This is a genomic window from Bacteroidota bacterium (assembly GCA_038746285.1).
Classification (GTDB): domain Bacteria; phylum Bacteroidota; class Rhodothermia; order Rhodothermales; family JANQRZ01; genus JANQRZ01.
Genome location: JBCDKT010000060.1, coordinates 1 through 22,228, shown reverse-complemented (window position 1 = coordinate 22,228; position 22,228 = coordinate 1). Strand labels below are relative to the sequence as shown.

Below are 22,228 nucleotides of genomic sequence, written 5' to 3'. Positions count from 1 at the left end.
TAGTGTCTCACCTATACGAGGTCGTCCCCGCGCAGGCGGGGACCCATGCACCCCCCTGTGTGAAGCGCCGCCGCCTGATGGATGCCCGCCTGCGCGGGCATGACATGAGAGTGAGGCAACAATCCTCAGAGGTGGTATAAGAGTGCCTAACAAAACCTATTGTTGTCATTGCGAGCGAGCGAAGGGAGCGCGGCAATCTCCTGAGTGAGACGGCGTCCCGAGGAGATTGCTTCGTTGCTGCGCTTCTCGCAATGACAGCCTGGGTAGGTTTTGTTTAGAGCGTCTAAAGCGCGTTCATTTTCGCATCGCCTGATACTCCGCCAAAACGTCTTCGTCAATCTCTACCGAACCGGCTCCGGCCCAATGGCGGTCGCTTCCGTCTCGCTTGACTCCAGAGATCCAATACTCCTCGCCTGTTTCCACATCGCGATAGTTCCCTGACGCTCCGCCGCCCTCAATACGCTCAAAGCGACGCTCCCGGTAATACACCGAGCGGCCAGACTTCGAGAAGGTGACGCGTCCTATCCGGGCGGGCCCGTTGTCGCTGAAACCAGACTTCAGTTCGAGATACACGATCCGGCTTCGTTTGCCACGATCAAGCTGGCCCATCGGTGCACCTTATTCCGTCAGCCGCCGGGCACCGGTGTAGGCGGCCCCGACGAGGAGGATCTTGGCGAGGTCCCACAGCACGAACCCGAGCCAGCCCTTCGTGACCGACTCCGCCCAGGTCGCGTGGCCGGCGGCGTAGTGGAGCCAGACGACGCCGATTGTGAACAGCACCGCCGAGCCGAGGAGGAGCGAGAGCACGGACCCGGCGAACGTGTTCCACCGCTTCGAGGCCGCGCCGACGACCGCGCCGACGAGCGGGTAGGCCAGCAGGTAGCCCGCCGAGACCGCGCCGAAGAGGTAGGCCGGCCCGAAGCCGTCGCCCGCGAAGACCGGGAAGACCATCCCGAGCGCGAGGTAGAGCGCCATCGCGAAGAGGCCACCTCGCCAGCCGAGGAAGAGGCCGCTGCCGTAGACGGCGAGCGTCTGGAGCGTGATCGGCACCTCCCAGAGGTAGATGCGGACCTGCGCGCCGAGCACGGCGAGGAGCGCGAAGCCGACGACGCCCGCGACCTGAATCAGCGTCGAGGCATGGTCGCTGCGGAGGAGGTCGACGGAGGCAGTGCGGGGCGAGTGGAGGGCGAGTGTGGACATGGCTGGCGGAGCAAGGTGAAGGGGTGTCGTCTCAGCAGATGGGAGAATCGAGACCCATCGAAGAAAGACCGCGGACGGCAGACCGCAGACGGCGTTTCTCACTGCTGAACGGCGGCGTGAGTGCGTCGTCTGCGGTCCCGCCCAAAGATACACCACCGCCGCGTTTCGCTCGGCGTAGCTTCCGGTCTCTCCTCTCCCACCCGACGCCCTGCCCGTGTCCGACCACATCCTGACCCACGCCGATGGCGGCGTGCTCCGCCTCACCATCAACCGGCCCGAGAAGAAGAACGCGCTCACGGTCGCCATGTACGCGGCCCTCGCCGAAGCCTTTCAGCGTGCCGAGGGCGACCCGTCGGTCCGCGTCGTCCTGCTCCACGGCGCGGGCGACGCCTTCACCGCCGGCAACGACCTGATGGACTTCGCCGCCAACCCGCCCGCGGACGGGTCGAGCCCGGTCTTCCAGTTCCTCACCGCGATCAGCACCGCCACGAAGCCGGTCGTCGCGGCCGTTCACGGCCCCGCCATCGGGATCGGGACGACGCTGTTGCTGCACTGCGACCTCGTCTACGCCACGCCCGACGCGCGCCTCCAAATGCCGTTCACGACGCTCGGCCTCTGCCCCGAGGCCGCGTCGAGCTACCTCCTCCCGCTCGTCGTCGGGCCGCAGCGGGCGGCGGAACTGCTCCTCCTCGGCGACCCGTTCACCGGCGAGCAGGCCCACGCGTGGGGCCTCGTCAACGAACTGCTGACCGAGGGCGACCTCCTGAACCGGGCGACGGCCCAGTCCGAGGCCATCGCCGCGCGCCCGCCCGCGTCGATCCGCCTGACCAAGCAGTTCCTCCGCCGCCGCGACGCCGACGCGGTGCAGGCCACGATCCGCGACGAGGCCGAGGCGTTTCTGGAGCGTCTCCAGAGCCCCGAGGCCGCCGAAGCCTTCACCGCTTTCTTCGAGAAGCGCACGCCCGACTTCTCCTCGTTCAACTGACCCATGCCTCGCATCCTCCTCCTCGCAGCGTGCCTGCTGGCCGGGACCGCTGCCCACGCGCAGCCTCTGCTCCGGTACGGCGTCTCCGGCGGCCTCGCCCTGGCAACCCAGTCCCCCGGCGAGGACAGCCGCTCCGGCTTCAACGTGGGCGTCTACGCTGAGGTCGCCCCCCTACCCTTTCTGGCGGTCGGGGCCGACCTGAGCTACGTCCAGAAAGGCCAGCGCTTCGACAACACGCAGCTGTTGCTCGTTGAAGGCGACACGGTGCTCACTGCCGGGACCTCGACGATCGCGCTGGACTACGCCAGCTTCGCGGTCACCGCCAAGCCCTCGGTTTCGCTGAGCCCGAGGGGGCCGGAGGTCTACGCCGTCCTCGGTCCACGCCTGGACCTGCTGCTGCGCGAGAAGCTCCTCTTCGGCAGCGACGACGTCGAGGACTTCACCGTCACGACGGAGCGCAACGCCTCGACCGTGTTCGGCTATGATGTGGGCGTTGGCGTCCGCCTCAGGACGCTGCTCCCGACACCGGTCTTTGCCGAGGCCCGCTTCAGCGGCGATCTCTCCGAGGTGATCCCGGAGGCGCCCGACGTGAGAAACCAGGTCGTCCAGCTCCGACTCGGACTCGACTTCTAGCGAGCGCCGGCGAGGAGATGCGCAGGGGGCCAAACGGCGTTCTGGGTGCGGCCGTGGCCGGTCTCGCGGTCGTAGGCCCGGTTGAGCGCGTCGTACTCGTCCAGGATGGCGACGACCGCACGCTGCGCCTCGCCCTTGATCTGGCTGCACGAGGGCGTGTGGAGCGAGACCAGGTGCCAGCGGATCGCCTCGCCGGCCTCCTCCGCGAAGCGGCGGTGCCCGTCCTCGTGCGCGTCGAGCGCCGTGACGAACCGGTTCCACGCGGTGCGCACCTCGGCCGGCGTCCCGGCCGGCGGCACCCACTGCGGCAGGTGGGTCTTGATGACGACCCGCACAACGATGTCTTCCATCGAGCAGCGCGTGGCCCGCTCTCTCCACCGGTACTCAGCGTTGACCTCCCACTCGGTCAGTCCGAAAAACCGCTCACCCTCGATCGACGGTCCGCGCAGGGCGAGGTTCTTCAGCAGCGACCGAGGCGTCGCCCCCTCCACCTCGTAGTAGACCGTCTCCCGGTGCACCTCCACGGTGCCCGTCTCCGGATCTGGGGCCAGGGGCTGCGCGGGCAGTTCGCAGGCGGTGAGACTGAGAGCGAGGACGAGCAGAAATCGGAACACGAGGGCCGAGCCAGGTGAATGTGCGTCACCTGGGGGTTTCGGCCTCAGCGCGGGGCGGCTAAACTATGCCTCCGGCAATGCACCGCTTGCACGCCAATCCGCCCGTGTTAATTCAGGAGGGGGCGGGCACAGCGAGGGCGGCCCCGTCGCCGCTTCCGGCGCGCGCGCCGGGGTCGTAGCCGAGCGCGGGCGAGAGCCACCGCTCGGCCTCGCTCACCGGTATCCCCTTGCGCCGGGCGTAGTCCTCGACCTGGTCGCGCCCGAGCACGCCGAGGTTGAAGTACGCCGCCTCGGGGTGCGCGAGGTACAGCCCGCACACCGACGCGGCGGGTGCCATCGCGAGGTGCTCCGTCAGCGTGACGCCCGTGCGCTCGGTCGCGCCGAGGAGGTCGAAGAGCGCGAGCTTCTCGGTGTGGTCCGGCTGCGCGGGGTAGCCGGGCGCGGGGCGGATGCCGGCGTAGCGCTCGCGGATGAGGTCGTCGTTCGAGAGCGCCTCAGCGTCGGCGTAGCCCCAGAGGTCGCGGCGGACGATCTCGTGAAGGCGCTCGGCGAAGGCTTCGGCGAGGCGGTCGGCGAGGGCTTTGGCGAGGATGGCGTGGTAGTCGTCGTGGTCGGCCTCGAACTCAGAGACCAGTTCGTCCAAGCCGTGTCCGGCGGTGACGACGAACGCGCCGAGGTAGTCGCCGCGCCCGCTCGCGTGGGGCGCGACGAAGTCGGCGAGGGCACGGTTGGCCTTGCCGGGCGTCTTCTCGGTCTGCTGCCGGAGCGTGTGGAACGTGGCGAGGCGCTCGGTCCGGCGCTCGTCGGCGAACAGGTCGATGTCGTCGCCGTCGGCACCTGCGGGCCAGAGGCCGACGATGCCGTGCGCCTGCACCAGTTTGTCGTCGATCATCCGGTCGAGGAGCGCGTTGGCGTCCTCGAACAGCTTGCGCGCGGCTTCGCCCCGTTTCGGGTCATCGAGGATGTTCGGGTACTTGCCCCTCATCTCCCACGCGATGAAAAACGGCGTCCAGTCGATGTAGGCGCGGAGGTCCGCGAGGTCGAAGCCGAGGAACTCCGTGATGCCGGGCGTGCGCGGAGCGGAGATGGGTGCGGCGCTCCAGTCGATCTCGGCGCGGTTGGCGCGGGCGTCGCCCAGCGAGAGGAGCTTCGCCTCGCGCGTGCGGCGGGCGTAGCGGTCGCGCTCGGCGGCGTACTCCTCCGCGACCTCGGCGGCGAAGGCGTCGCGCTGCCCGTCGGTGATGAGCTTCTGCACGACGGGCACGCTCCGGCTCGCGTCGAGGACGTGGACGACCGGCCCGTCGTACTGCGGCGCGACCTTGACGGCGGTGTGGACCTTCGAGGTCGTCGCCCCGCCGATCAGGAGCGGGGTGTCGAAGTCCTGCCGCTTCATCTCGGCGGCGAGGTGGACCATCTCGTCGAGCGACGGCGTGATGAGGCCGGAGAGCCCGATCACGTCCACGTTGTGCGCCCGCGCCTCGGCCAGGATCTTCGCCGCCGGCACCATCACCCCGAGGTCGATCACCTCGAAGTTGTTGCACTGGAGGACGACCCCAACGATGTTCTTGCCGATGTCGTGGACGTCGCCCTTGACGGTCGCCATCAGCACCTTCGGGAGCGCCTTCGCCTCGGCACCGCTCTCTTCTTTCTCGGCCTCGATGTAGGGGAGGAGGTACGCCACCGCCTTCTTCATCACGCGGGCGCTCTTGACGACCTGCGGCAGAAACATCTGCCCGCTCCCGAAGAGATCGCCGACGACGTTCATCCCGTCCATCAGCGGCCCCTCAATCACCTCTAGCGGCTTGTCTGCTTGTTGCCGCGCCTCCTCGGTGTCCTGCTCGATGAAGTCGACGATGCCCTTGACGAGCGCGTGGCTCAGCCGGTTGGCGACCGGGGCCTCGCGCCAGGCGAGCGTCTTCTCCTCCTTCGCCTCGGTGCCTTCGGCGGCGATCTCCTCGGCGATCTCGACGAGGCGCTCGGTCGCGTCGTCGCGGCGGTCGAAGAGCACGTCCTCGACCCGCTCCAGGAGGTCCGGCTCGATCTCGGAGTAGACCTCGAGCTGCCCAGCGTTGACGATGCCCATGTCGAGGCCCGCCCGCCCGGCGTGGAGGAGGAACGCGGCGTGCATCGCCTCGCGGACGCGGTCGTTGCCGCGGAACGAGAACGACAGGTTCGAGATGCCGCCCGAGACGCGGGCGTGCGGGAGGTTGGCCTTGATCCAGCGCGTGGCCTCGATGAAGTCGATAGCGTAGCGGCGGTGCTCCTCCAGGCCTGTCGCCACGGCGAAGACGTTGGGGTCGAAGATGATGTCTTCCGGCGGGAAGCCGACCTCGTCGACGAGCAGGCGGTAGGCCCGCTCGCAAATCTCCTTGCGGCGCTCCAGCGAGTCGGCCTGCCCGTCCTCGTCGAAGGCCATCACGATGACGGCTGCGCCGTACGCGCGGACGCGCCGCGCCTGCTCTAGAAAGGGCAACTCGCCCTCCTTCAGCGAGATCGAGTTGACGACGCCCTTGCCCTGGACGCACCGCAGCCCGGCCTCGATCACCTCCCACTTCGACGAGTCAACGACGACCGGGACGCGCGAGATGTCGGGCTCGGCGGCGACGAGGTTGAGGAAGGTCTGCATCGCGGCCGCGCCGTCCAGCATCCCCTCGTCCATGTTCACGTCGATGAGCTGGGCCCCGTCCTCGACCTGCTGCCGGGCGACGCTGAGGGCCTCTTCGTAGTCGCCCTCTTTGATGAGCCGGGCGAAGCGGCGCGAGCCCGTGACGTTCGTCCGCTCGCCGATGTTGACGAAGTTGGTCCCAGGCCGGACCACGAACGGCTCCAGCCCGCTCAGCCGGAGCGTCGGCTCGGCGGTCGGGATCGGGCGCGGGGGGTGCTCAGCGGCGGCCTCGGCGATCGCGGCGATGTGCGCGGGCGTGGTCCCGCAGCAGCCGCCGACGAGGTTGACGAACCCGGCCTCGGCGTAGGCGCGGATCTGCTCGGCCATGAACGCGGGCGTCTCGTCGTAGCCGCCCATCGCGTTCGGCAGCCCGGCGTTCGGGTAGAGGCTGACGGGGACGGTCGCAACCTGACTGAGCGCCTCGATGAACGGCCGCATCTGGGCCGAGCCGAGCGCGCAGTTGAGGCCGACCGACAGCAGGTTCGGGCAGTGGGCGAGCGAGAGCCAGAAGGCCTCGACGGTCTGCCCCGAGAGCGTCCGCCCGCTCATGTCGACGACCGTCCCGGAGAGCATCACCGGAAGCTGCGTCCCCGTCGCCTCGGCGTGCTCGGCGACCGCCGAGATCGCCGCCTTCGCGTTGAGCGTGTCGAAGATGGTCTCGATCAGGAGGAGGTCCACGCCGCCGTCGACCAGGCCCTCGATCTGCTCGCGGTAGGCGTCGCGCAGCTCGTCGTAGGTCGTCGCCCGGAAGCCGGGGTCGTTGACGTCGGGCGAGAGCGAGAGCGTGCGGTTAGTCGGGCCGAGGGCGCCTGCGACGAAGCGCGGCCGGCCGGGCGTCTCGGCGGTCTTGGCGTCGGCGGCGTCGCGGGCGAGGCGAGCGGCGGCGGCGTTGAGTTCGTAGACCAGGCTCTCGGCCACGTAGTCCGCCTGCGAGATCGAGGTGCTGTTGAACGTGTTGGTCTCGACGATGTCCGCGCCCGCGTCGAGGAAGGCGTGGTGGATGCCGCGGATGAGGGCCGGCTGGGTGAGGACGAGGAGGTCGTTGTTGCCCTTGAGGGGGTGGCCCCAGTCGGCGAAGCGCTCGCCCCGAAAGTCGGCCTCGCCGAGGTCGTGGCGCTGGATCATCGTCCCCATCGCCCCGTCGATGACGAGGATGCGGTCGACGAGGAGCCGGCGGAGTTCGGCAGTGCGGTCGGTCATAGCATTCGGCATTAGCCCCCGTGAACGCTGCCTCGCTCGATGGGTTCGCCTTTGGGTTTGCAACCAGCGCTGTCGCTATTCAAAGACGCCGCTTCACCGCGCCCTACCACTCACGTCATCCCGGCCCCCGAGCCGGACCGCGAAGCAGCGGCGAAGCCCATCCACCGGCGAGCAATCCCTGTGGGTCCCCGCCGGAGCCTGTCCTGAGCGCAGTCGAACGGGCGGGGATGACGTGTGTAGAGGTCAGAAGCAATCCGTATTCTATTCTTTCTAGTCACCCTCGATTTGCCATGCGCCACCTCCTCCTCTCTCTGCTTCTCGCCACCCCCGCCCTCGCCCAGCTCTCGGACGACACCCGTGCCGAGACCGAGGCGCGCATCAGCGCCGTGCTCGACGACGTGGTGACGCTGGCCCGAGCGGGCGACGCGGAAGCGCTCGCCCCGCACCTCGCCTGCTTCGGCCCGGGCCGCACCTTCTTCCCGTGCGACCTCGCCGCCGAGCCGGAGCGCGTGACCGGCCTGATGAAGCAGACCGTCGAGACGTTCGGGTACGACACGCCCTACGTGCCCGACGCCTACCGGACGAAGCGCGAGGGCAGCGAGGAGTTGCACCTGTTCCAGGTCAAAGTCCGCCGCCCAGCGCAGACCACGCTCACCTACTTGACCTTCGTCGAGGCCGATGGGCGGTTCCTCTTCGGTGAGGTCATCACGACGCGGGCGGCGTTCTCCTCGGAGCTCGACGCGGGCGACCCGGCGGAGGCGCGCGTGAAGCGGCGGACGGAGGAGCTACTCCGCCTCGCCGGGGCGGGCCTGTTCGCCGACGCCGCACCATACATCGGCTGCTACGCCGAAGAGGGCGACGGCTACCGTGTCTGGCCCTGCACCTACGACACCGACGCCGACCGCGCCCGCGTCGACGGCTTCGTCCAGCGCCTCCAGACCCTCATCCAGGCTGCCGGACCGGCAGGCTACGGCTTCGAGCACTACGGCACCGACACCGAGCGCGAGGGGACGTGGCACGTCCTCCACGTCGGCTTCCTGAAAAACGGCACGCCCGGCGGCGGGACCGACATTGTCTACGCCTCCTTCATGGAGATCGACGGCCAGTTCCGCCTCGGCGACCTCGACGACGAATAGTCGGCCGACGTAGCTTCCAGCTATGTCAGACCCGGATCCTCAACATGAACGACGGCTGCGTCTTCGAGAGCGAGAGGTCGCCGCGAGAGAGCGAGAGCTGGACATCCGCGAGCGGGAACTGGAAAGGCAGTCTCGGTTACCTGCTTTGCACGAAGGAGAGAATCTTGTCCTTCCTCCAGGCGTAGAGTCGTCACGCACGCGCTCGGATAGCAGCCTCCTCGTCTTCGCCCTCAAACAGGGCCGCAATGTGCTCTACGGACTTGCCGGAATCATCTTGAGTGCACTGGCCGGGGCCGTCTTCGCGGCGGAGCCGAGCGGCTTACTCATCGGGCTGGGTGTGGCGTCGGCGTTTGCACTCGGCGGCCTCGGTTTCATTCTCCACCTCGCGCTATGGAACGAAGGAGCAGCTTGACCTCCCCCATTCAGCACCTGATCATCCACAGCAACTCCGCCGTACGGCGTCTCGTGCTGGCGCTGTACGCCGGAGTCACACTGTGCATGGTGGTCGTCCATTACTTCCTGGTGCGGCTATACTGGATACCCACGGTAGATGCCTCGTTCCGCAACGTGGCTGAGTCCATCGGGTTCAGCGGCATACAGGGGTTCCTTCTGGTCGCTGCTACGGTGGGGGCCGCCCTAGCCCTGTTCGCGTGGTCCGTCGCCACGTACGGCATCCTGTCATCGCTCGTTCGGAAAGGCGGTCGTCGCAACGATCTGTCGGTAAGCGGCTAGGCATAAGATTGTGCTCGTCCGGCGGTGGGGCCAGCACCGTCTACGCCGCCTTCATGGAGATCGACGGCCCGTTCCGCCTCGGCGACCTCAACGGGTAGCCGGGGCGTGATCCCTCGCGCCAGAGGCGAAACAAACCCCTGGATCGAAGAAGAGCACAGGACGTTCCAGAAGAAAAACGGAGCCGTCCCGATGAGTCCCAACCAGGTCATCTCCCGCGATCCTGACATCGTCAGCGGCGCGTTCGTGTTTAAGGGCACGCGTGTCCCGGTGGAGACGCTCATCGACTACCTGAAGTCCGGCGAGACCCTCGACGGGTTCCCGACCGTGAGCCGCGAGCAAGCCGCAGCGTACCTCGAATTCACGCTGGGCGAAGCGGCGGGAAAGGCGACGGTAGTACCGCGCCAAGCGCCTGCTGGCACTGAAACGGGTTCGCCAATCCTTCGCACCAGAGGCAGAACGAAGACGGGTGGACGGGGTTGGGAGACCAACCTTGCCCTTTATGCCTGAGCCCTTCATTCGCTTCGACGATGTCGCCCGCACGTACCAACGCGGGAGCAGCACGGTCCACGCGCTCAGCGGTGTCGATCTCGCGCTCCCGCCGCACTCGTTCACGGCGGTCGTCGGGCGAAGCGGGTCGGGGAAGTCGACGCTGATGCACCTGCTGGCGGCTATGGAGCGCCCGACGCGGGGCCAGATCACGGTCGGCGAGCACGCGGTGACGGACCTGGACCGGAACGGCCGGGCGCGGTACCGGCGCGAGGTCGTCGGGATGATCTTCCAGCGGTTCAACCTCGTCGCGTCGATGGACGCGGTCGGCAACGTCGAGCTCCCGCTCGTCCTCGCGGGCGTCGACGCCGCCGAGCGCAGGCAGCGGGCCGAGACCCTCCTGGCCCAAGTGGGCCTCGCCGACCGCACTGGGCACCGACCGGCCGAGATGAGCGGCGGCGAGCAGCAGCGCGTCGCGATTGCCCGCGCCCTCGTCCACGACCCGCCGCTCCTCCTCGCCGACGAGCCGACGGGCAACCTCGACAGCCAGACCGCCGCCGGGATCGTCGGCCTCCTACGGCAGATCCACGATGCCGGGCGCTCCGTCCTCGTCGTGACGCACAACCTCTCCGAGTTCGAGCACGTCGCCGAGCGCGTCGTCCGACTGAGCGACGGCGCGGTCGTCGAAGACCGCTTGCTGCGCTCTGCCGCTTAGAGCGGATGAGCGGATGAGCGGATGAGCGGATGAGCGGATGAGCGGATGAGCGAAGATCGCTGGCGCAGCGCGCGACGGCCTCGGTAGCTTTTGTGGTTTTTCTTGACTCCCACACTCCCACACTCCCACACTCCCACACTCCCACACTCCCACACTCCCACACTCCCACACTCCCACACTCCCACACTCCCACACTCCGATGCGCTTCGCTGACCTCTTCCGCCTCGCCGGGGGCAACCTGCTCCGCAACCGGACGCGCAGCGCGATGACCCTCATCGGGATCGCGATTGGCGTCGCGGCGCTCTTCGCGCTCCTTTCCTACGGGGCCGGCCTCCAGCGTCTCGCCGAGGAGGAGGTGGCAACGCTCGAACTCTACAACACCTTCCGCGTCACGAGCACCCCGAACCCCATCGACTCGTTCGCCGACCTCTCGGTCCGCGCCGTCGAGGCTGACACGACCGAGCCCGTCCCGGTGACGGACAGCCTGCTCGCCGAGATCGCGGCGCTGCCCGGCGTGCTCGCGGCCTATCCCGAGGTCGCCTTCCCGGTCCGCGTCCAGGCCAACGAGCGCGAGGTCTTCGCCGGAGCCGAGGCCGTCCCGCTCGTCTTCGGCGCCTTCCCAGCCTACCAGCCGGCCGCGGGCGCGTTCTTCGAGACCGAGGCTGACTCGGCGCTCTTGATCCCGCGCCAGATGGCCGAGCGGCTCGGGTTCGAGCCGGCCGAGGCCGCTGTCGGCGAGACGGTGACGATGATCACGGCGACGCTCGACTTCGCCGCGCTGCAGCGGGCGCTGTTCTCGTTCGGCATGGGGATGCGGAGCCTGCCGCTCAAGGAGCAGCCGCACGCGCTCCGCGTCGCAGGCATTCTCCCGACCGAGGGCCAGGCGCTCTCCGGGTTCGTCCGCCTCCTCGTCCCGCTCGGGCTCGCCGAGGAGATGCAGAAGGTGACGTTCTTCTCGACGCTCGACCTCGTCACGCGCGGCCCGGCGACCGACGGCTACCCCGCCGCCCGCGTGCAGATCGAGAGCGAGGACGACTACGGGGCTGTCAAGTCGGCCATCGAGGAGACGGGGGTTTACGCCACCGGCTTCCGCGAGCAGTTCGCCCAGCTCGACCGCCTGTTCGCGATCATGAACGGCACGCTCGCGATTGTCGGCCTGATCGCGCTCCTCGTCGCCACAATCGGCATCGCCAACACGATGACGATGAACGTGGTCGAGCGGACGCGGGAGATCGGGGTGATGAAGGCGATAGGCGGCGAGGACGGGACGGTGCAGCGGCTGTTCGTGGCCGAGAGCCTACTTCTCGGGGTCGTCGGGACCGTCCTCGGGCTGGCGTTCGGCTGGCTCGTCACCCTAGCCCTCGGCGCGGGCGTCGGGGCCTACCTCGACCGCATCGGGATTCCGCCGGTGGACCTGTTCTACACGCCCTTCCTCACGATCGTCGGGATCGGCGTCGTCACACTCGTCGTGAGCGTGCTGGCCGGGTTCATCCCCGCCCGCCGCGCCGCCCGCATCGAACCCATCGAGGCCTTGCGTCACGCCTGAGCGGACGTGCGTCACGCATCATCGGAACCGAGGCGGCCGAACGCCTTCGAGGAGTGAAAGATCGTCAGCGCCCAGTCATGCGGCGATGAATCACCGCGCTGACAGATAGGAAGCCCCTCCGGGGCTGTGGAGAGGCACTGCTACGTCTCTACCGGCGGCGGGCTAATGCGTCCCACCTGGCGGGGCTGCTTGAGGCGCGCTTCGACCTCGCCGAGCGAAGCCGATTGACCGGCCTGTGCCTGCCTCAGCCCTACCTCGACCTTGTGCAGCAACAGCAGCCGCTCCATCGCATCCTCGATGGTAGCATCCTCGGGTAGCTCACCGACGGCCCGGACAATCTTCGCCTTCGTAGTCGCTTGCGGCATGGCCAACCTGTTCTCTGCGGAAGTCGATCCACGCTGAGTGCTGCGACAAGCTCATCCTGATAGGTCTGTCATCCTGAACTCGGTTCAGACCGCGCAGCAGCGGCGCAGCCCATCTACGGAGCCACACGCTAGATCCCGGATCGGAGTCCGGGATGACACAGTAGGTCCCCTATCAAGATCAGCTTGTCAGAGGACTGAGAGCCAGTTCGAGGTTCGAGGCGAACTGTGCTCCAGTGGTCACGCGCCCTGCGTTTCGGGGTCGTGCGCGCTCCCGTTGCGCTTGGCGAGGGCCGTCTCCAGGCTGGTCTGCAGCGTCGGGTAGGCCACGTCGAACATCGCCTGCACCCGCTCGGGGTCGCGGACGCCGAGGCCCTGCGCCCGGCTCCGGCAGGCCCGCCACGTCGCCTTGCGCAGCCCCCAGCGGTCGACCGAGTAGGAGGTGACGGAGCGGCCCTGGCCGTTGACCCAGTTGGCCTCGATGTACGGCGTGCCGCTCTTGAAGGCGAGGCGGACGCCGGCCACGCCGGACGTGCTGCGCCGCTGCGCGCGGCGCTCGGTCGGGCCGCTCGGCTCGGGGCGCTCGGCGAGGAGCTTGTCGCGGTGCTCGATGGCGAGCGCGAGCGCGGCGTCGCGGCCCCCATACTTCCGGTCGGCGAAGAACTTGGTTTTTCGTTGCCCGTTGTGGCTGACACGCACCTGCCAACCGTGCGTGGAACTGCGGCGCGCGCCGTCCTCCGACGGCTCTATATCGATGCGTACGACGTGGTGATGGCTAGCCATAGCAGCAGAACTGGGTTTGCCTACAGGGTACCCGCGAGGCCTCCCGGCACCCGCTCGCCGCCCTATGCGGGTTGCAGTGAGCGGGCGAGTGACGCCGGGTCGGGAACGATGGTGTCGAGCACGCGGGCGGACGAGAGCACGCCCGGCATCCCCGCGCCGGGATGGGTCCCGGCCCCGACGAGGTAGAGCCCCTCCACGTCCTCGCTCACGTTGTGCGGACGGAAGTACGCGCTCTGCATAAGCACCGGCTCGAACGAGAACGCGGCACCCTTGACCGAGAGGTAGTCGTCGAGGAAGCCTTGGGGGTCGAGCGTGCGGCTCACCGTCAGGTGCTCGCCGAGGCCGGGCAGGACGCTCTCGGCGAGGCTGTCTTCGATGGCCTGCCGGTAGCGCTCGGCCTGCGCGTGCCAGTCGGTGCCGCTGTCGAGGTGTGGAACGGGGCTGAGGACGTAGAACGCATCGTGCCCCGGTGGGGCCATCGTCGGGTCGGTGGCCGTCGGGCGGTGGAGGTAGAGCGAGAAGTCGTCGGCGAGGCGGTGGTGGTGGAAGATGTCGTCGAGGAGCTCGCGGTAGCGCGGGCCAAGCAGGATCGTGTGGTGCGCTACGTCCTCGTACTGGCGGTCGGTGCCGAAGTACCACACGAAGAGGCTCATCGAGAGCTTGGCCCGGTCGAGCTTGTCGTCGTTCCAGGTCGGGCGGTGCTGCGGGGCGACGAGGTGGCGGTAGGTCCACGCCGCGTCGGCGTTCGAGACGACGAGGTCGGCGGCGAGGTGCTCGCCGGACTCGAGCCGCAGGCCCGTCGCCCGGCCGGCCTCGACCGTGATCTCCTCGACCGTCTCGCCCCAGCGGAACTGCCCGCCGAGGTCTTCGATCAGGCCGGCGATGCCGCGCACGAGCGCGCCCGTCCCGCCCATCGCGTACCACACGCCCCACTTCCGCTCGAGAAACGCGATGAGGGTGTAGATGCTCGTCGTTGAGAACGGGTTGCCGCCGACGAGGAGGGGGTGGAAGCTAAAGACCTGGCGCAGCCGGTGGTCCTTGATGTACTTCGAGACGAGCCCGTAGACCGTCCGGTGGCTCTCCAGCGCCGCCATCGCCGGGGCGATGCGCGCCATGTCGCTCGGGCGCGAGAACGGGACGTGCCCCAACTCCTCGAAGCCGACGTTGTAGATCGACTCGCTCTTCTTGAGGAAACGCTCGTAGCCCGCCACGTCGCTCGGGTTGAACCGGGCGATCTCGCGGCGCATCGCGTCGGCGTCGCCGGTGTAGTCGAAGACGGCTCCGTCGTCGAAGCGGATGCGGTAGAACGGCGTGATCGGGACGAGGTCCACGTCGTCCGACAGGTGCCGGCCGGCGAGCTTCCAGAGCTCGTCGAACAGGAACGGGGCCGTGATGAGCGTCGGCCCGGCGTCGAAGACGTAGGTGCCGGCGTCGGTGGTCTCGCGGAAGACGCGGGCCCGGCCGCCGGGCTGGTCGAGGCGGTCGACGACCGTGACGCGGTAGCCGCGGACCAGCAGGCGCACCGCCGCCGCGAGGCCGCCGAACCCGGACCCGATGACGGCGACGTGCGGCGCGTCGGGGCGGACGGGGACGGGGGCGGTGTGGGTGTTGAGGCGGGCGTCGGAGCGCCGGGCAATACGGGCGAGTAAGCTCATACCGTTTGGTTTCACTAATTAGTGAAAGTTACGACCGAAGGGTGACAGCGGCGGGTCAGCCGTTTCAACTTTCTGTTTAGAAGCGGTCAGGGGCCGGAGTCTGGGCGGGCTTCAATTTGCCTTGCCCGGACCGATACGCAAAGCATAGCCTCCGTGAAAAACAGCGACCCGATGCGCCTCGCCCTGCTCGCTCTCTTACTCCCCCTCGCCGCTTCGGCGCAGCAGACCGGCAAGCTCGCCGGCCGCGTCGTGGACGACCTCGGCGACCCGCTGCCCGGCGCTAACGTCATCCTCGAAGACACCCAACTCGGCGCTGCAGCCGACGCCGACGGCAACTACTTCGTCATCGGTGTTCCCGTCGGCACCTACGACGTGACGGCCTCATTCATCGGCTTCCGTTCACATACTGTTGAGGACGTCCAGATTTCGTCCGGCTACACGACACTGCAAGACTTTGAACTCGGCAGGGGGTGCAGGACAGACTCCAGCTACCAAGCCGAAGACCTTTCGCGGGTCAACGAAGACCTGGTCCCCAAGGTCAACGCTCTGGCGGGAGTCCTCGGCTGGGAACCGTTGTCTGACAAGCGAGAAGGCTCCCCTGAGGTCCGCATCTGGCACTTCGACAGCCATAGCTTCGACCGATTTGTTCGCTTCGAAGGGGGCAGATCGGGCAAGGGTATGCACTGCCCCGTGGCCCTTACTACCATGATCCCGACGCGAGGAGGGATAGGCAAGAAGAGCACAAACGTTTGGGGCGCTACATGATCGAAGGAGGGTGCGATGTCGTTCACCGAGACACGACAGCTTCGGCGTGTCTGTTCAACTTGAATTCGGAGCCGGATTGGGCTGCGCTGTTCGGTACACTGGAGGCGCTGTCGCTGTGGACATTACCCGATGAAAGCGTCTTACCGAAGTGCGTTCCTGGCGAGTATCGGGTCATTGACACAGGCGGCATCCCTCTCCTCTACGAAATCTTCGACGGCACGTCGTACCGCGCTTACCACTACTCTGACCTCTTCTCGGATTCCCCGTGGCCAGAGGAGCGAGAGGCGACTAGGCTCGGGGGGGCAGTGTTGGATATACTGTACCACGTCCCGCCGAAGGAGGACTGAGGTTACACACTGTCGTTGCGAGGAGCGAACGTAGTGAGCGACGCGGCAATCTCACGCGGTCTACTGATCCCGTGGAGATTGCCTCGTCGGCCTCCGGCCACCTCGCAATGACAACCTGAAAAAACCGCGGCTAGTTGATCGCAGGCCTCGGCCACTCACCCCGGAAACCGCTCGCGGAGTTCGTCGAGGGAGTCGCCGCCGAACTTGTCGATGACAGCGTTCGCGAGGACGAGGGCGACGGTAGCCTCGGCGACGGTGCTGGCGGCGGGGACGCTCGTCACGTCGCTCCGCTCGTAGCGCGTCGGCTGCGCCTCGCCGGTTGCGATGTCCACGCTGCCGAGCGGGCGGATGAGCGTCGGGATCGGCTTCATGGTGCCGCGCACGACGACGGGCATGCCGTTCGTCATCCCGCCTTCGACCCCGCCAGCGTGGTTGCTCGCCCGGCGGTACTGCCCGTCCTCGCGCGTGATCGGGTCGTGGAAGGCGGAGCCGGGGCGCGTGCCGCCCGCCGCGCCGTCGCCGATCTCGACGGCTTTCTGGGCCTGGATCGAGAGGATCGCCTGGCCGAGAAGGCCGTCGAGCCGGCGGTCCCAGTGGACGTACGACCCGAGCCCCGCCGGGACGCCGGTGGCGACGACCTCGTAGACCCCGCCGAGCGAGTCGCCCGCTTTCTTGGTAGCCTTGATGTGCTCGACGCACCGCGCCGAGAGCCCGGGGTCGAGCATCCGCACCTCGCTCTCGTCGGCGGCTTCGTAGAGCGCCCGCGCCCCGCCCTCGGCGGTCAGCGACGCGACCTGCTCGCGCCACGCCTCGGGCGACGCGTACCCGACCTCGCCGATGCGGACGACGTGGCTGCCGACCTCGATCCCTAGCTCGCGGAGGAGCTGCCGGGCGACGGAGCAGCACGCGACGCGCATCGCGGTCTCGCGCGCGCTCGACCGGTCGATCACCGGGCGGATGTCGTCGAAGCCGTACTTCTGCACGCCCACGAGGTCGGCGTGGCCGGGCCGGGGGAGCGTGACTTTGTCGATCCCCTCGCCGGTACCCTCGACGGCCATCGTCTCGGGCCAGCCGGCGCGGTCTTTCTGGTAGGCTGCGTTGTCGAGCCGGAGGCCAACCGGGCTGCCTATCGTCTTGCCGAAGCGGACGCCGGAGTAGACGTGCACGCGGTCCTGCTCGATCTTGGCCCGCCCGCCGCGCCCGAACCCGAGCCACCGCCGCGCGAGGTGCCGGTCGATGTCAGCGGCGGCGAGCGGGACGCCGGCCGGGACGCCCTCGACGATCCCGAGGAGCGCTTCGCCGTGCGACTCACCCGCCGTGAGGTAGCGAATCATGGGTCTATCGGGGGATTGAGGGATCGGGGAATTGAAGGATTGGAAGGCTCGGCACCCCGGGCCCGGCAACTAGAGCCCCGCGTCTCCCCAGAGAGGCAGAGTGCGAGGACCAGGCTTGGCAGTCTGCCCGTGCGCGTGACCACTCCCTCAATCCTCCGATCACCCGGTCCTCCGATAACGCCTCATCGTTCGGCGTAGGCCGGGGATTCGAGGTCGTAGTAGGCCGTGACGCCGTCGGCGCGGCGGACGCGGACGAGGGCGGTGCCTCCGGCGGCGGCAATCGCGTCGAGCGCGGCCGACGCCTCCTCGGCCGAGGTCACGGCGTCGCCCTCGATGGCCGTCAGCACGGAGCCTGCGGGGAGGCCGTCGGCCGAGGCCACGCTGCCCTGCCGGACGAAGGCGACGTAGACGCCGTTTTCGAGTCCGTAGTTGCCGCGGTCGGCGACGGTCAGGTCGCGCAGCCCGATGCCCCAGGCGTCGAGTTCGTAGAGGTTGAGGTCGTCCGGGGCGGACTGCTCAGGTGCGGGCTCCGGGCGGGGCGGCTCGGGGTCCAGCAGTTGGCCTCGGCCGCCGATCTCCGCGATCCAGGACTGGAGGGCGTCGTTGTCGCGCCCGATGAGGCGGGCGTCGAGGTCGCGCTGGCCGCCGCCGCGCCAGACGCTCAGGCGGATGTCGTCGTTCGGGCGCTGGAGCGCGATCGCGCTCTGGAACTGGTTCGGCGCGTCGATCTCCTGGCCGTTGATGGCGAGGAGCACGTCGCCGGAGCGGACCCCGGCGCGCTCGGCGGCCCCGTCGTCGGCGACGTTCGAGACGAGGACGCCCGCGACGCGGCCGAGGCCGAGGCGCTCGGCGTCGGCTGCGGTGACGGCGCGGATCTCGACGCCGAGGTAGCCGCGCTGCACCTCGCCGAAGGCGATCAGGTCGGTGGCGACGCGTGTGACGAGGTTGACCGGGACGGCGAAGCCGTAGCCCTCGTAGGACCCGCTCTCGGTCGCAATCGCGGTAGCGATCCCGACGAGCTCGCCGCGGAGGTTGACGAGCGCGCCGCCCGAGTTGCCGGGGTTGATCGCGGCGTCGGTCTGGATGAAGTCCTCGATGCGGAAGTCGTCCTCGATGATGTCGACCTGGCGCCCGAGCGCGCTGACGATGCCCGACGTGACGGTCGAGGTCAGCCGGAACGGGTTGCCGATGGCGAGCACCCACTCGCCGACGTCGAGGAGGTCCGAGTCGCCGAGCGTGACGACGGGGAGGTCGGCCCCGTCGGCGTCGGGCATGTGGACGACAGCGAGGTCCGTCGTCGGGTCGACGCCGACGATCTCGGCCTCGAACTCGCGCTTGTCGCCGAGGAGGACGCGGATGCGCGTCGCCTGGTCGACGACGTGGGCGTTCGTGACGACGTAGCCGCGCGGCGAGATGATGACGCCACTGCCCGCGCTCCGGCGGTAGCGGCGAGGCTGGACGAACGGGTGCCACTGCTCGAAGCTCGGGTCCCGGCGCGCCCCGCGCTGGTCGGCCGGCGTCTCGACCTCGATGAAGACGACGGTCGGGGTCACACGCTGGGCGACGCCCTTGAAGAGCTGGTTGAGCGAGGTCAGTTCGGGGACGGCCTCCGGCAGCGGCGGGTCCTGGTCGCCGATCCGCACGGGCTCCGTGACCGACGGGCGCAGCGCGAGCGCTTCGCTGCCGTCCCGATCCGGCGCGGGCGGTGCCGGGCGGAGGAGCGACACCAGGACGGCCCCGAGCACGGCACCTACGGCGAGCACGCCGAGGCCGATGAGGATGCTTCGCTTGTCCATGCGGTGGTAGGGCGGGCGACACGGGGTTCGGTCTGGTCCAAGACCCGGCACGGGGGTGAATGTTTCGAACCTGTGGAGGGACGGATCGGAAGAGCGGAGGACCGGAAGAGGTCTTGGATTCGTCGTCACGCTATCTTCCCCGCTTCCGCTCTTCCCCGCTTCCGCTCTTCCCCGCTTCCGCTCTTCCCCGCTTCCGCTCTTCCCCGCTTCCGCTCTTCCCCGCTTCCGCTCTTCCCCGCTTCCGCTCTTCCCCGCTTCCGCTCATGCCCTCCTCCTCTTCCCGCGTCGTGTTCGCCCTCGTGGGCGACGTCCGGGGCTCGTCGCGGGCACTCCGGCAACTGCGCGCCCTCGCCGACCTGGGCGTCGAGGTGGACGTGCTCACGTTTGGACCGCCTGCACAACCCGGCGAGGTGGCCGAGGGGGTGCGGCTTCATGTGCTCGGCGAGCCCAGTGGTCAGGGGCCGCTGTTCTTCCGGCGCTGCCACCGGCTCTTCCGTGAGGCTGCCCTCGCATTTCAGTCAGCCGCATACCACGCCAGCGACCTCTACGTCCTCCCCGCCCTTGCTGCGGCAGCAAAGAGGCACGGTGCCCGCCTCGTCCTCGACGCCCGCGAGCTCTACCCGCACGTCGACGCCACCGCCGGCAAGCCGTGGGCGACGCAGGTGTGGAGCGCCCTCGAACGGCGCTACCTCCCACGCACCGACGCCGTGCTGACGGTCAACGACAGCATCGCCGACCGGATGGCAGAGACCTACGGCATCGCGCGCCCGGTGGTGACGCACAACGTCCCCGAGCGGCAGACGGTGGAGCGCACCGATACCCTCCGCGACCTTCTCGGCATCCCTGCCGAGCGCAAGATCGTGCTCTACCAGGGCCTCGTCCGCGCCGGCCGCGGGCTGCGCACGCTCGTCGACGCGCTGCGCGACGTGCCGGAGGCGCACCTCGTCGTAATCGGCGACGGGCCGAACAAGCACGCCGTCGTCGGGCGCGCCTCGTCGCACCTGCCGGGCCGGGCCCACTTCCTCCCGCACACGCCCCCCGGCGACCTGCTGCATCTGACGGCATCGGCCGACCTCGGCGTCCACATCCCGAGGCCGATCACGCTCAGCATCTACCTCGCCCTGCCGAACAAGCTGTTCGAGTACCTCATGGCGGGCCTGCCCGTCGTCGTGGCTGACATCCCCGAGATGAAGCGCGTAGTCGAGGGCCACGAGGTCGGCCTCACGGTCGATCCGCGTGACCGCGACGCGGTTGCCGAGGCGATCCGCCGCGCCCTCGCCGACGCCGGCGCCCGGCAGCGCTGGCGGGCCAACATCCCGGGCGTCTTCGAGGCGTACCGCCCGGAGACGTCCCGCGACCGCTTCCAGCAGGTCTACCGCGACCTCCTCGGCTTGGCAAGCGTCTAGCCCGCCTGCCGTTCGGTGATCCAGCCGACCCAGAGAAGCGCTTGGTGGAACCGGATCCACGGGCCGAGTCCGGCGGCGTCGGCGGTGACCCCGGTGGCCGGTACAGATTAGCGGGTGTCGCTCCGCTCAGCGATCGCCACGTACGAGGCGTCGAAAACGAACGCCTGCTCGCCGCTCACGTCCATCGTGCAGCGCAGGGGCAGGCGGGCTCTGCACCAGCGCTCCAGCGCGTCGAAGAAGCCGGCGCGCTTCTCGTCCGACGGCCACCCGCACCGCAGCACGAGGTCGCTGCAGACGGGCGCGCGGTACGAGATGCGGCTCTTTTGGATGACGACCCTCGCCTCGCAGCCGCGCTCGCGGAGCACGAGCTGCATCATGGCCCAGCCGGCAATCGTCGCCAGCATGCTTAGGCTACCCCCGAAAGCGGTCTGCTGGTGGTTGGCGTTGACCGCCAGCGGAGCCGTGGCGACGAGGCAGTGGGCGGCGTCGCGGAACAGCGAGAAGTCCAGGTGCCTCGTGACGGGCATGCTGTCGAGGATGACTTGTCTGAGCTGCGAGAGCTCGCTCCAGGACTCCGGCTGGGCGTCGTTTCCCTCCGAACCGGAGAGGGCTGAGGAAAGAAATAGCATGGCGGCGAAGGTGGGAAGAAGGGCGGACGCTGCTCACGACGCGACCTCGGGAGCTGCGAGGGGAGCCACGACCGCTGGCTGGCCGAGGCTGTCGAGCGCGACGAGGACGAACTCGCCCGACGTCGCGAGCAACCGGTCGTCGCGGTCCATCGGCTCGACGAACAGCTCGACGCGGACCGTCATCGAGCTCCGGCCCGTCTTGACGACGGCCGCGACGAGCTCGACGATCGACCCCTCGGGGACGGCGTGGCGGAAGTCGATCTCGCTCGTGTGGACCGTGACCACCTTCCGCCGCGCCCACCGCGTCGCGCAGATGAAGGCGGCTTGGTCCATCCAGGCCATCGCCGTCCCGCCGAAGAGCGTGTGGTAGTGGTTGGTGTCGCCGGGAAAGACCGTGAACACCATCAGCGTCACGTCGGCGGGACGGGCGTCGCTCATTGGCAGGCCTCGCACTCCTCCCCGTTAATCATGGCGTCGATGCTGCACGCTTGCGCCACGACCGCCTCCGGGGAGGGCTCGGCCGCGGAGGCGGGCATGGCGACCGTCGCCTTCTCGATCTGCGAGGCCCCGAGCGTCCGGAGGTAGTACGTCGTCTTGAGCCCGGCGCGCCACGCATGGCGGTACGTGTGGCTGAGCGCCTTCATGTTGGGCTCGGCGAGGAACAGGTTGAGCGACTGCGCCTGATCGATCCACTTCTGCCGCCGCGCCGCCGCGTCGACGAGCGCGCGCGTCTCGATCTGGAACGCCGTCCGGTACCGCTCGCGGAGCATTTCGGGGACGCCCTCGATCTGGCCGAGGTCGCCGTCGAAGTACTTGAGCTGCGCTGCCATCTCGGCGCCCCAGAGGCCCTCGGCCTTGAGGTCGCGGACGAGGTACGGGTTGAGCACCACGAAGTCGCCCGAGAGGTTGCTCTTGACGTAGAGGTTCTTGTAGAGCGGCTCGATGCAGGGCGAGGTGCCCGTGATGTTCGAGATCGTTGCCGTCGGGGCGATCGCGATGACGTTCGAGTTCCGCATCCCCTGCGCCTCGATCTTCGCGCGGAGCGGGGCCCAGTCCAGCTTCCCGCCGCGCTCGACCTCGACGGGCTCGCCGCGCTCCGCCTCGAGGAGGTCGAGCGTGGCGAGACGGTCGAGGTCGCACGCGGCGGGCAGCTCGACTGGGCGCCGCTGCGAGCCAAGATCGAGGCGCAGGGGATGCGCAACTCGAACGTGATCGCGATCGCTCCGACGGCCACGATCT

The 22,228-nt window shown here is 68.7% G+C and carries 23 protein-coding genes; 11 read left to right on the top strand and 12 right to left on the bottom strand.

The annotated features are described in order from the left end of the window. Nucleotides 1-294: 294 nt before the first annotated feature. Both AAGI91_15275 and AAGI91_15270 read right to left on the bottom strand, forming a co-directional pair. Nucleotides 295-609, bottom strand: a complete 315-nt coding sequence (locus AAGI91_15275; protein ID MEM1043975.1) for a hypothetical protein — start codon at nucleotides 607-609, stop codon at nucleotides 295-297. A 9-nt stretch (nucleotides 610-618) separates the two neighbouring features. Then, a complete protein-coding gene (locus AAGI91_15270; protein ID MEM1043974.1) occupies nucleotides 619-1,200 on the bottom strand; it encodes a biotin transporter BioY in 582 nt (193 codons plus the stop codon). 214 nt (nucleotides 1,201-1,414) lie between these two features. On the opposite strand from AAGI91_15270, the gene AAGI91_15265 reads away from it, so the two are divergent. Together AAGI91_15265 and AAGI91_15260 are read left to right on the top strand one after the other, a co-directional pair. Beyond that, complete coding sequence (locus AAGI91_15265) at nucleotides 1,415-2,185, top strand: enoyl-CoA hydratase (GenBank protein ID MEM1043973.1); 771 nt, start codon at nucleotides 1,415-1,417, stop codon at nucleotides 2,183-2,185. A 3-nt stretch (nucleotides 2,186-2,188) separates the two neighbouring features. Continuing rightward, the gene (locus AAGI91_15260) at nucleotides 2,189-2,818 is read left to right on the top strand and encodes an outer membrane beta-barrel protein (GenBank protein MEM1043972.1); all 630 of its coding nucleotides are present in this window, start codon (nucleotides 2,189-2,191) and stop codon (nucleotides 2,816-2,818) included. Here the strand turns inward: AAGI91_15260 and AAGI91_15255 are convergent. Continuing rightward, nucleotides 2,815-3,432 (bottom strand): DUF922 domain-containing protein, encoded by a 618-nt coding sequence (locus AAGI91_15255; protein MEM1043971.1) that lies wholly within the window; start codon nucleotides 3,430-3,432, stop codon nucleotides 2,815-2,817. The two genes, AAGI91_15260 and AAGI91_15255, sit on opposite strands and share 4 nt — an antisense overlap. 112 nt (nucleotides 3,433-3,544) lie before the next feature. Then, complete coding sequence (metH, locus tag AAGI91_15250) at nucleotides 3,545-7,297, bottom strand: methionine synthase (protein MEM1043970.1); 3,753 nt, start codon at nucleotides 7,295-7,297, stop codon at nucleotides 3,545-3,547. A 290-nt stretch (nucleotides 7,298-7,587) separates the two neighbouring features. Here metH and AAGI91_15245 point away from each other — a divergent pair, with 290 nt between their 5' ends. The 6 genes from AAGI91_15245 (at nucleotide 7,588) to AAGI91_15220 (ending at nucleotide 11,912) form a co-directional block, all read left to right on the top strand. Next, the gene (locus AAGI91_15245) at nucleotides 7,588-8,433 is read left to right on the top strand and encodes a hypothetical protein (GenBank protein MEM1043969.1); all 846 of its coding nucleotides are present in this window, start codon (nucleotides 7,588-7,590) and stop codon (nucleotides 8,431-8,433) included. Nucleotides 8,434-8,680: 247 nt separating this feature from the next. Continuing rightward, a complete protein-coding gene (locus AAGI91_15240) occupies nucleotides 8,681-8,845 on the top strand; it encodes a hypothetical protein (GenBank protein ID MEM1043968.1) in 165 nt (54 codons plus the stop codon). Next, on the top strand, nucleotides 8,842-9,165 hold the full coding sequence (locus AAGI91_15235; GenBank protein MEM1043967.1) for a hypothetical protein: 324 nt from the start codon (nucleotides 8,842-8,844) through the stop codon (nucleotides 9,163-9,165). The genes AAGI91_15240 and AAGI91_15235 overlap by 4 nt, the downstream gene beginning before the upstream one ends. A gap of 105 nt (nucleotides 9,166-9,270) precedes the next feature. Then, nucleotides 9,271-9,672, top strand: coding sequence for a DUF433 domain-containing protein (locus tag AAGI91_15230; GenBank protein ID MEM1043966.1), 402 nt, complete (start codon nucleotides 9,271-9,273; stop codon nucleotides 9,670-9,672). Continuing rightward, nucleotides 9,665-10,366 (top strand): ABC transporter ATP-binding protein, encoded by a 702-nt coding sequence (locus AAGI91_15225; protein MEM1043965.1) that lies wholly within the window; start codon nucleotides 9,665-9,667, stop codon nucleotides 10,364-10,366. Before AAGI91_15230 ends, AAGI91_15225 begins: the two co-directional genes overlap by 8 nt. 199 nt (nucleotides 10,367-10,565) lie before the next feature. Next, complete coding sequence (locus AAGI91_15220; protein ID MEM1043964.1) at nucleotides 10,566-11,912, top strand: FtsX-like permease family protein; 1,347 nt, start codon at nucleotides 10,566-10,568, stop codon at nucleotides 11,910-11,912. 140 nt (nucleotides 11,913-12,052) lie between these two features. Here AAGI91_15220 and AAGI91_15215 read toward each other — a convergent pair whose 3' ends face one another. The 3 genes from AAGI91_15215 to AAGI91_15205 form a co-directional block, all read right to left on the bottom strand. Then, entirely contained in the window at nucleotides 12,053-12,277 is a 225-nt protein-coding gene (locus tag AAGI91_15215; protein MEM1043963.1) for a hypothetical protein, read from the bottom strand. 237 nt (nucleotides 12,278-12,514) lie between these two features. Further along, nucleotides 12,515-13,057, bottom strand: a complete 543-nt coding sequence (locus AAGI91_15210; protein ID MEM1043962.1) for an AP2 domain-containing protein — start codon at nucleotides 13,055-13,057, stop codon at nucleotides 12,515-12,517. A 62-nt stretch (nucleotides 13,058-13,119) separates the two neighbouring features. Further along, nucleotides 13,120-14,712: a phytoene desaturase gene (locus AAGI91_15205; protein MEM1043961.1), complete on the bottom strand. Its 1,593-nt coding sequence runs from the start codon at nucleotides 14,710-14,712 to the stop codon at nucleotides 13,120-13,122. A 171-nt stretch (nucleotides 14,713-14,883) separates the two neighbouring features. On the opposite strand from AAGI91_15205, the gene AAGI91_15200 reads away from it, so the two are divergent. Together AAGI91_15200 and AAGI91_15195 are read left to right on the top strand one after the other, a co-directional pair. After that, nucleotides 14,884-15,477, top strand: a complete 594-nt coding sequence (locus AAGI91_15200; protein ID MEM1043960.1) for a carboxypeptidase-like regulatory domain-containing protein — start codon at nucleotides 14,884-14,886, stop codon at nucleotides 15,475-15,477. Continuing rightward, nucleotides 15,474-15,824 (top strand): hypothetical protein, encoded by a 351-nt coding sequence (locus AAGI91_15195; GenBank protein ID MEM1043959.1) that lies wholly within the window; start codon nucleotides 15,474-15,476, stop codon nucleotides 15,822-15,824. The genes AAGI91_15200 and AAGI91_15195 overlap by 4 nt, the downstream gene beginning before the upstream one ends. Nucleotides 15,825-15,979: 155 nt before the next feature. Here the strand turns inward: AAGI91_15195 and aroC are convergent, their stop codons facing one another. Continuing rightward, nucleotides 15,980-17,158, bottom strand: a complete 1,179-nt coding sequence (aroC, locus tag AAGI91_15190; protein ID MEM1043958.1) for a chorismate synthase — start codon at nucleotides 17,156-17,158, stop codon at nucleotides 15,980-15,982. A gap of 182 nt (nucleotides 17,159-17,340) precedes the next feature. Beyond that, nucleotides 17,341-18,954 carry a trypsin-like peptidase domain-containing protein gene (locus AAGI91_15185; GenBank protein ID MEM1043957.1) on the bottom strand — a complete coding sequence of 538 codons (1,614 nt, stop codon included), beginning with the start codon at nucleotides 18,952-18,954 and terminating at the stop codon, nucleotides 17,341-17,343. Nucleotides 18,955-19,217: 263 nt separating this feature from the next. On the opposite strand from AAGI91_15185, the gene AAGI91_15180 reads away from it, so the two are divergent. Further along, nucleotides 19,218-20,360 (top strand): glycosyltransferase, encoded by a 1,143-nt coding sequence (locus AAGI91_15180; GenBank protein MEM1043956.1) that lies wholly within the window; start codon nucleotides 19,218-19,220, stop codon nucleotides 20,358-20,360. 107 nt (nucleotides 20,361-20,467) lie between these two features. Here the strand turns inward: AAGI91_15180 and AAGI91_15175 are convergent, their stop codons facing one another. From AAGI91_15175 to AAGI91_15165, 3 genes are all read right to left on the bottom strand, one after another. Beyond that, on the bottom strand, nucleotides 20,468-20,989 hold the full coding sequence (locus tag AAGI91_15175; protein ID MEM1043955.1) for a YiiD C-terminal domain-containing protein: 522 nt from the start codon (nucleotides 20,987-20,989) through the stop codon (nucleotides 20,468-20,470). A 33-nt stretch (nucleotides 20,990-21,022) separates the two neighbouring features. Further along, nucleotides 21,023-21,427, bottom strand: a complete 405-nt coding sequence (locus tag AAGI91_15170; GenBank protein ID MEM1043954.1) for an acyl-CoA thioesterase — start codon at nucleotides 21,425-21,427, stop codon at nucleotides 21,023-21,025. Then, nucleotides 21,424-22,228: ribonucleoside-diphosphate reductase subunit alpha (locus AAGI91_15165; protein ID MEM1043953.1), on the bottom strand; the 805-nt coding region annotated here is incomplete at its 5' end. The genes AAGI91_15170 and AAGI91_15165, both read right to left, overlap by 4 nt.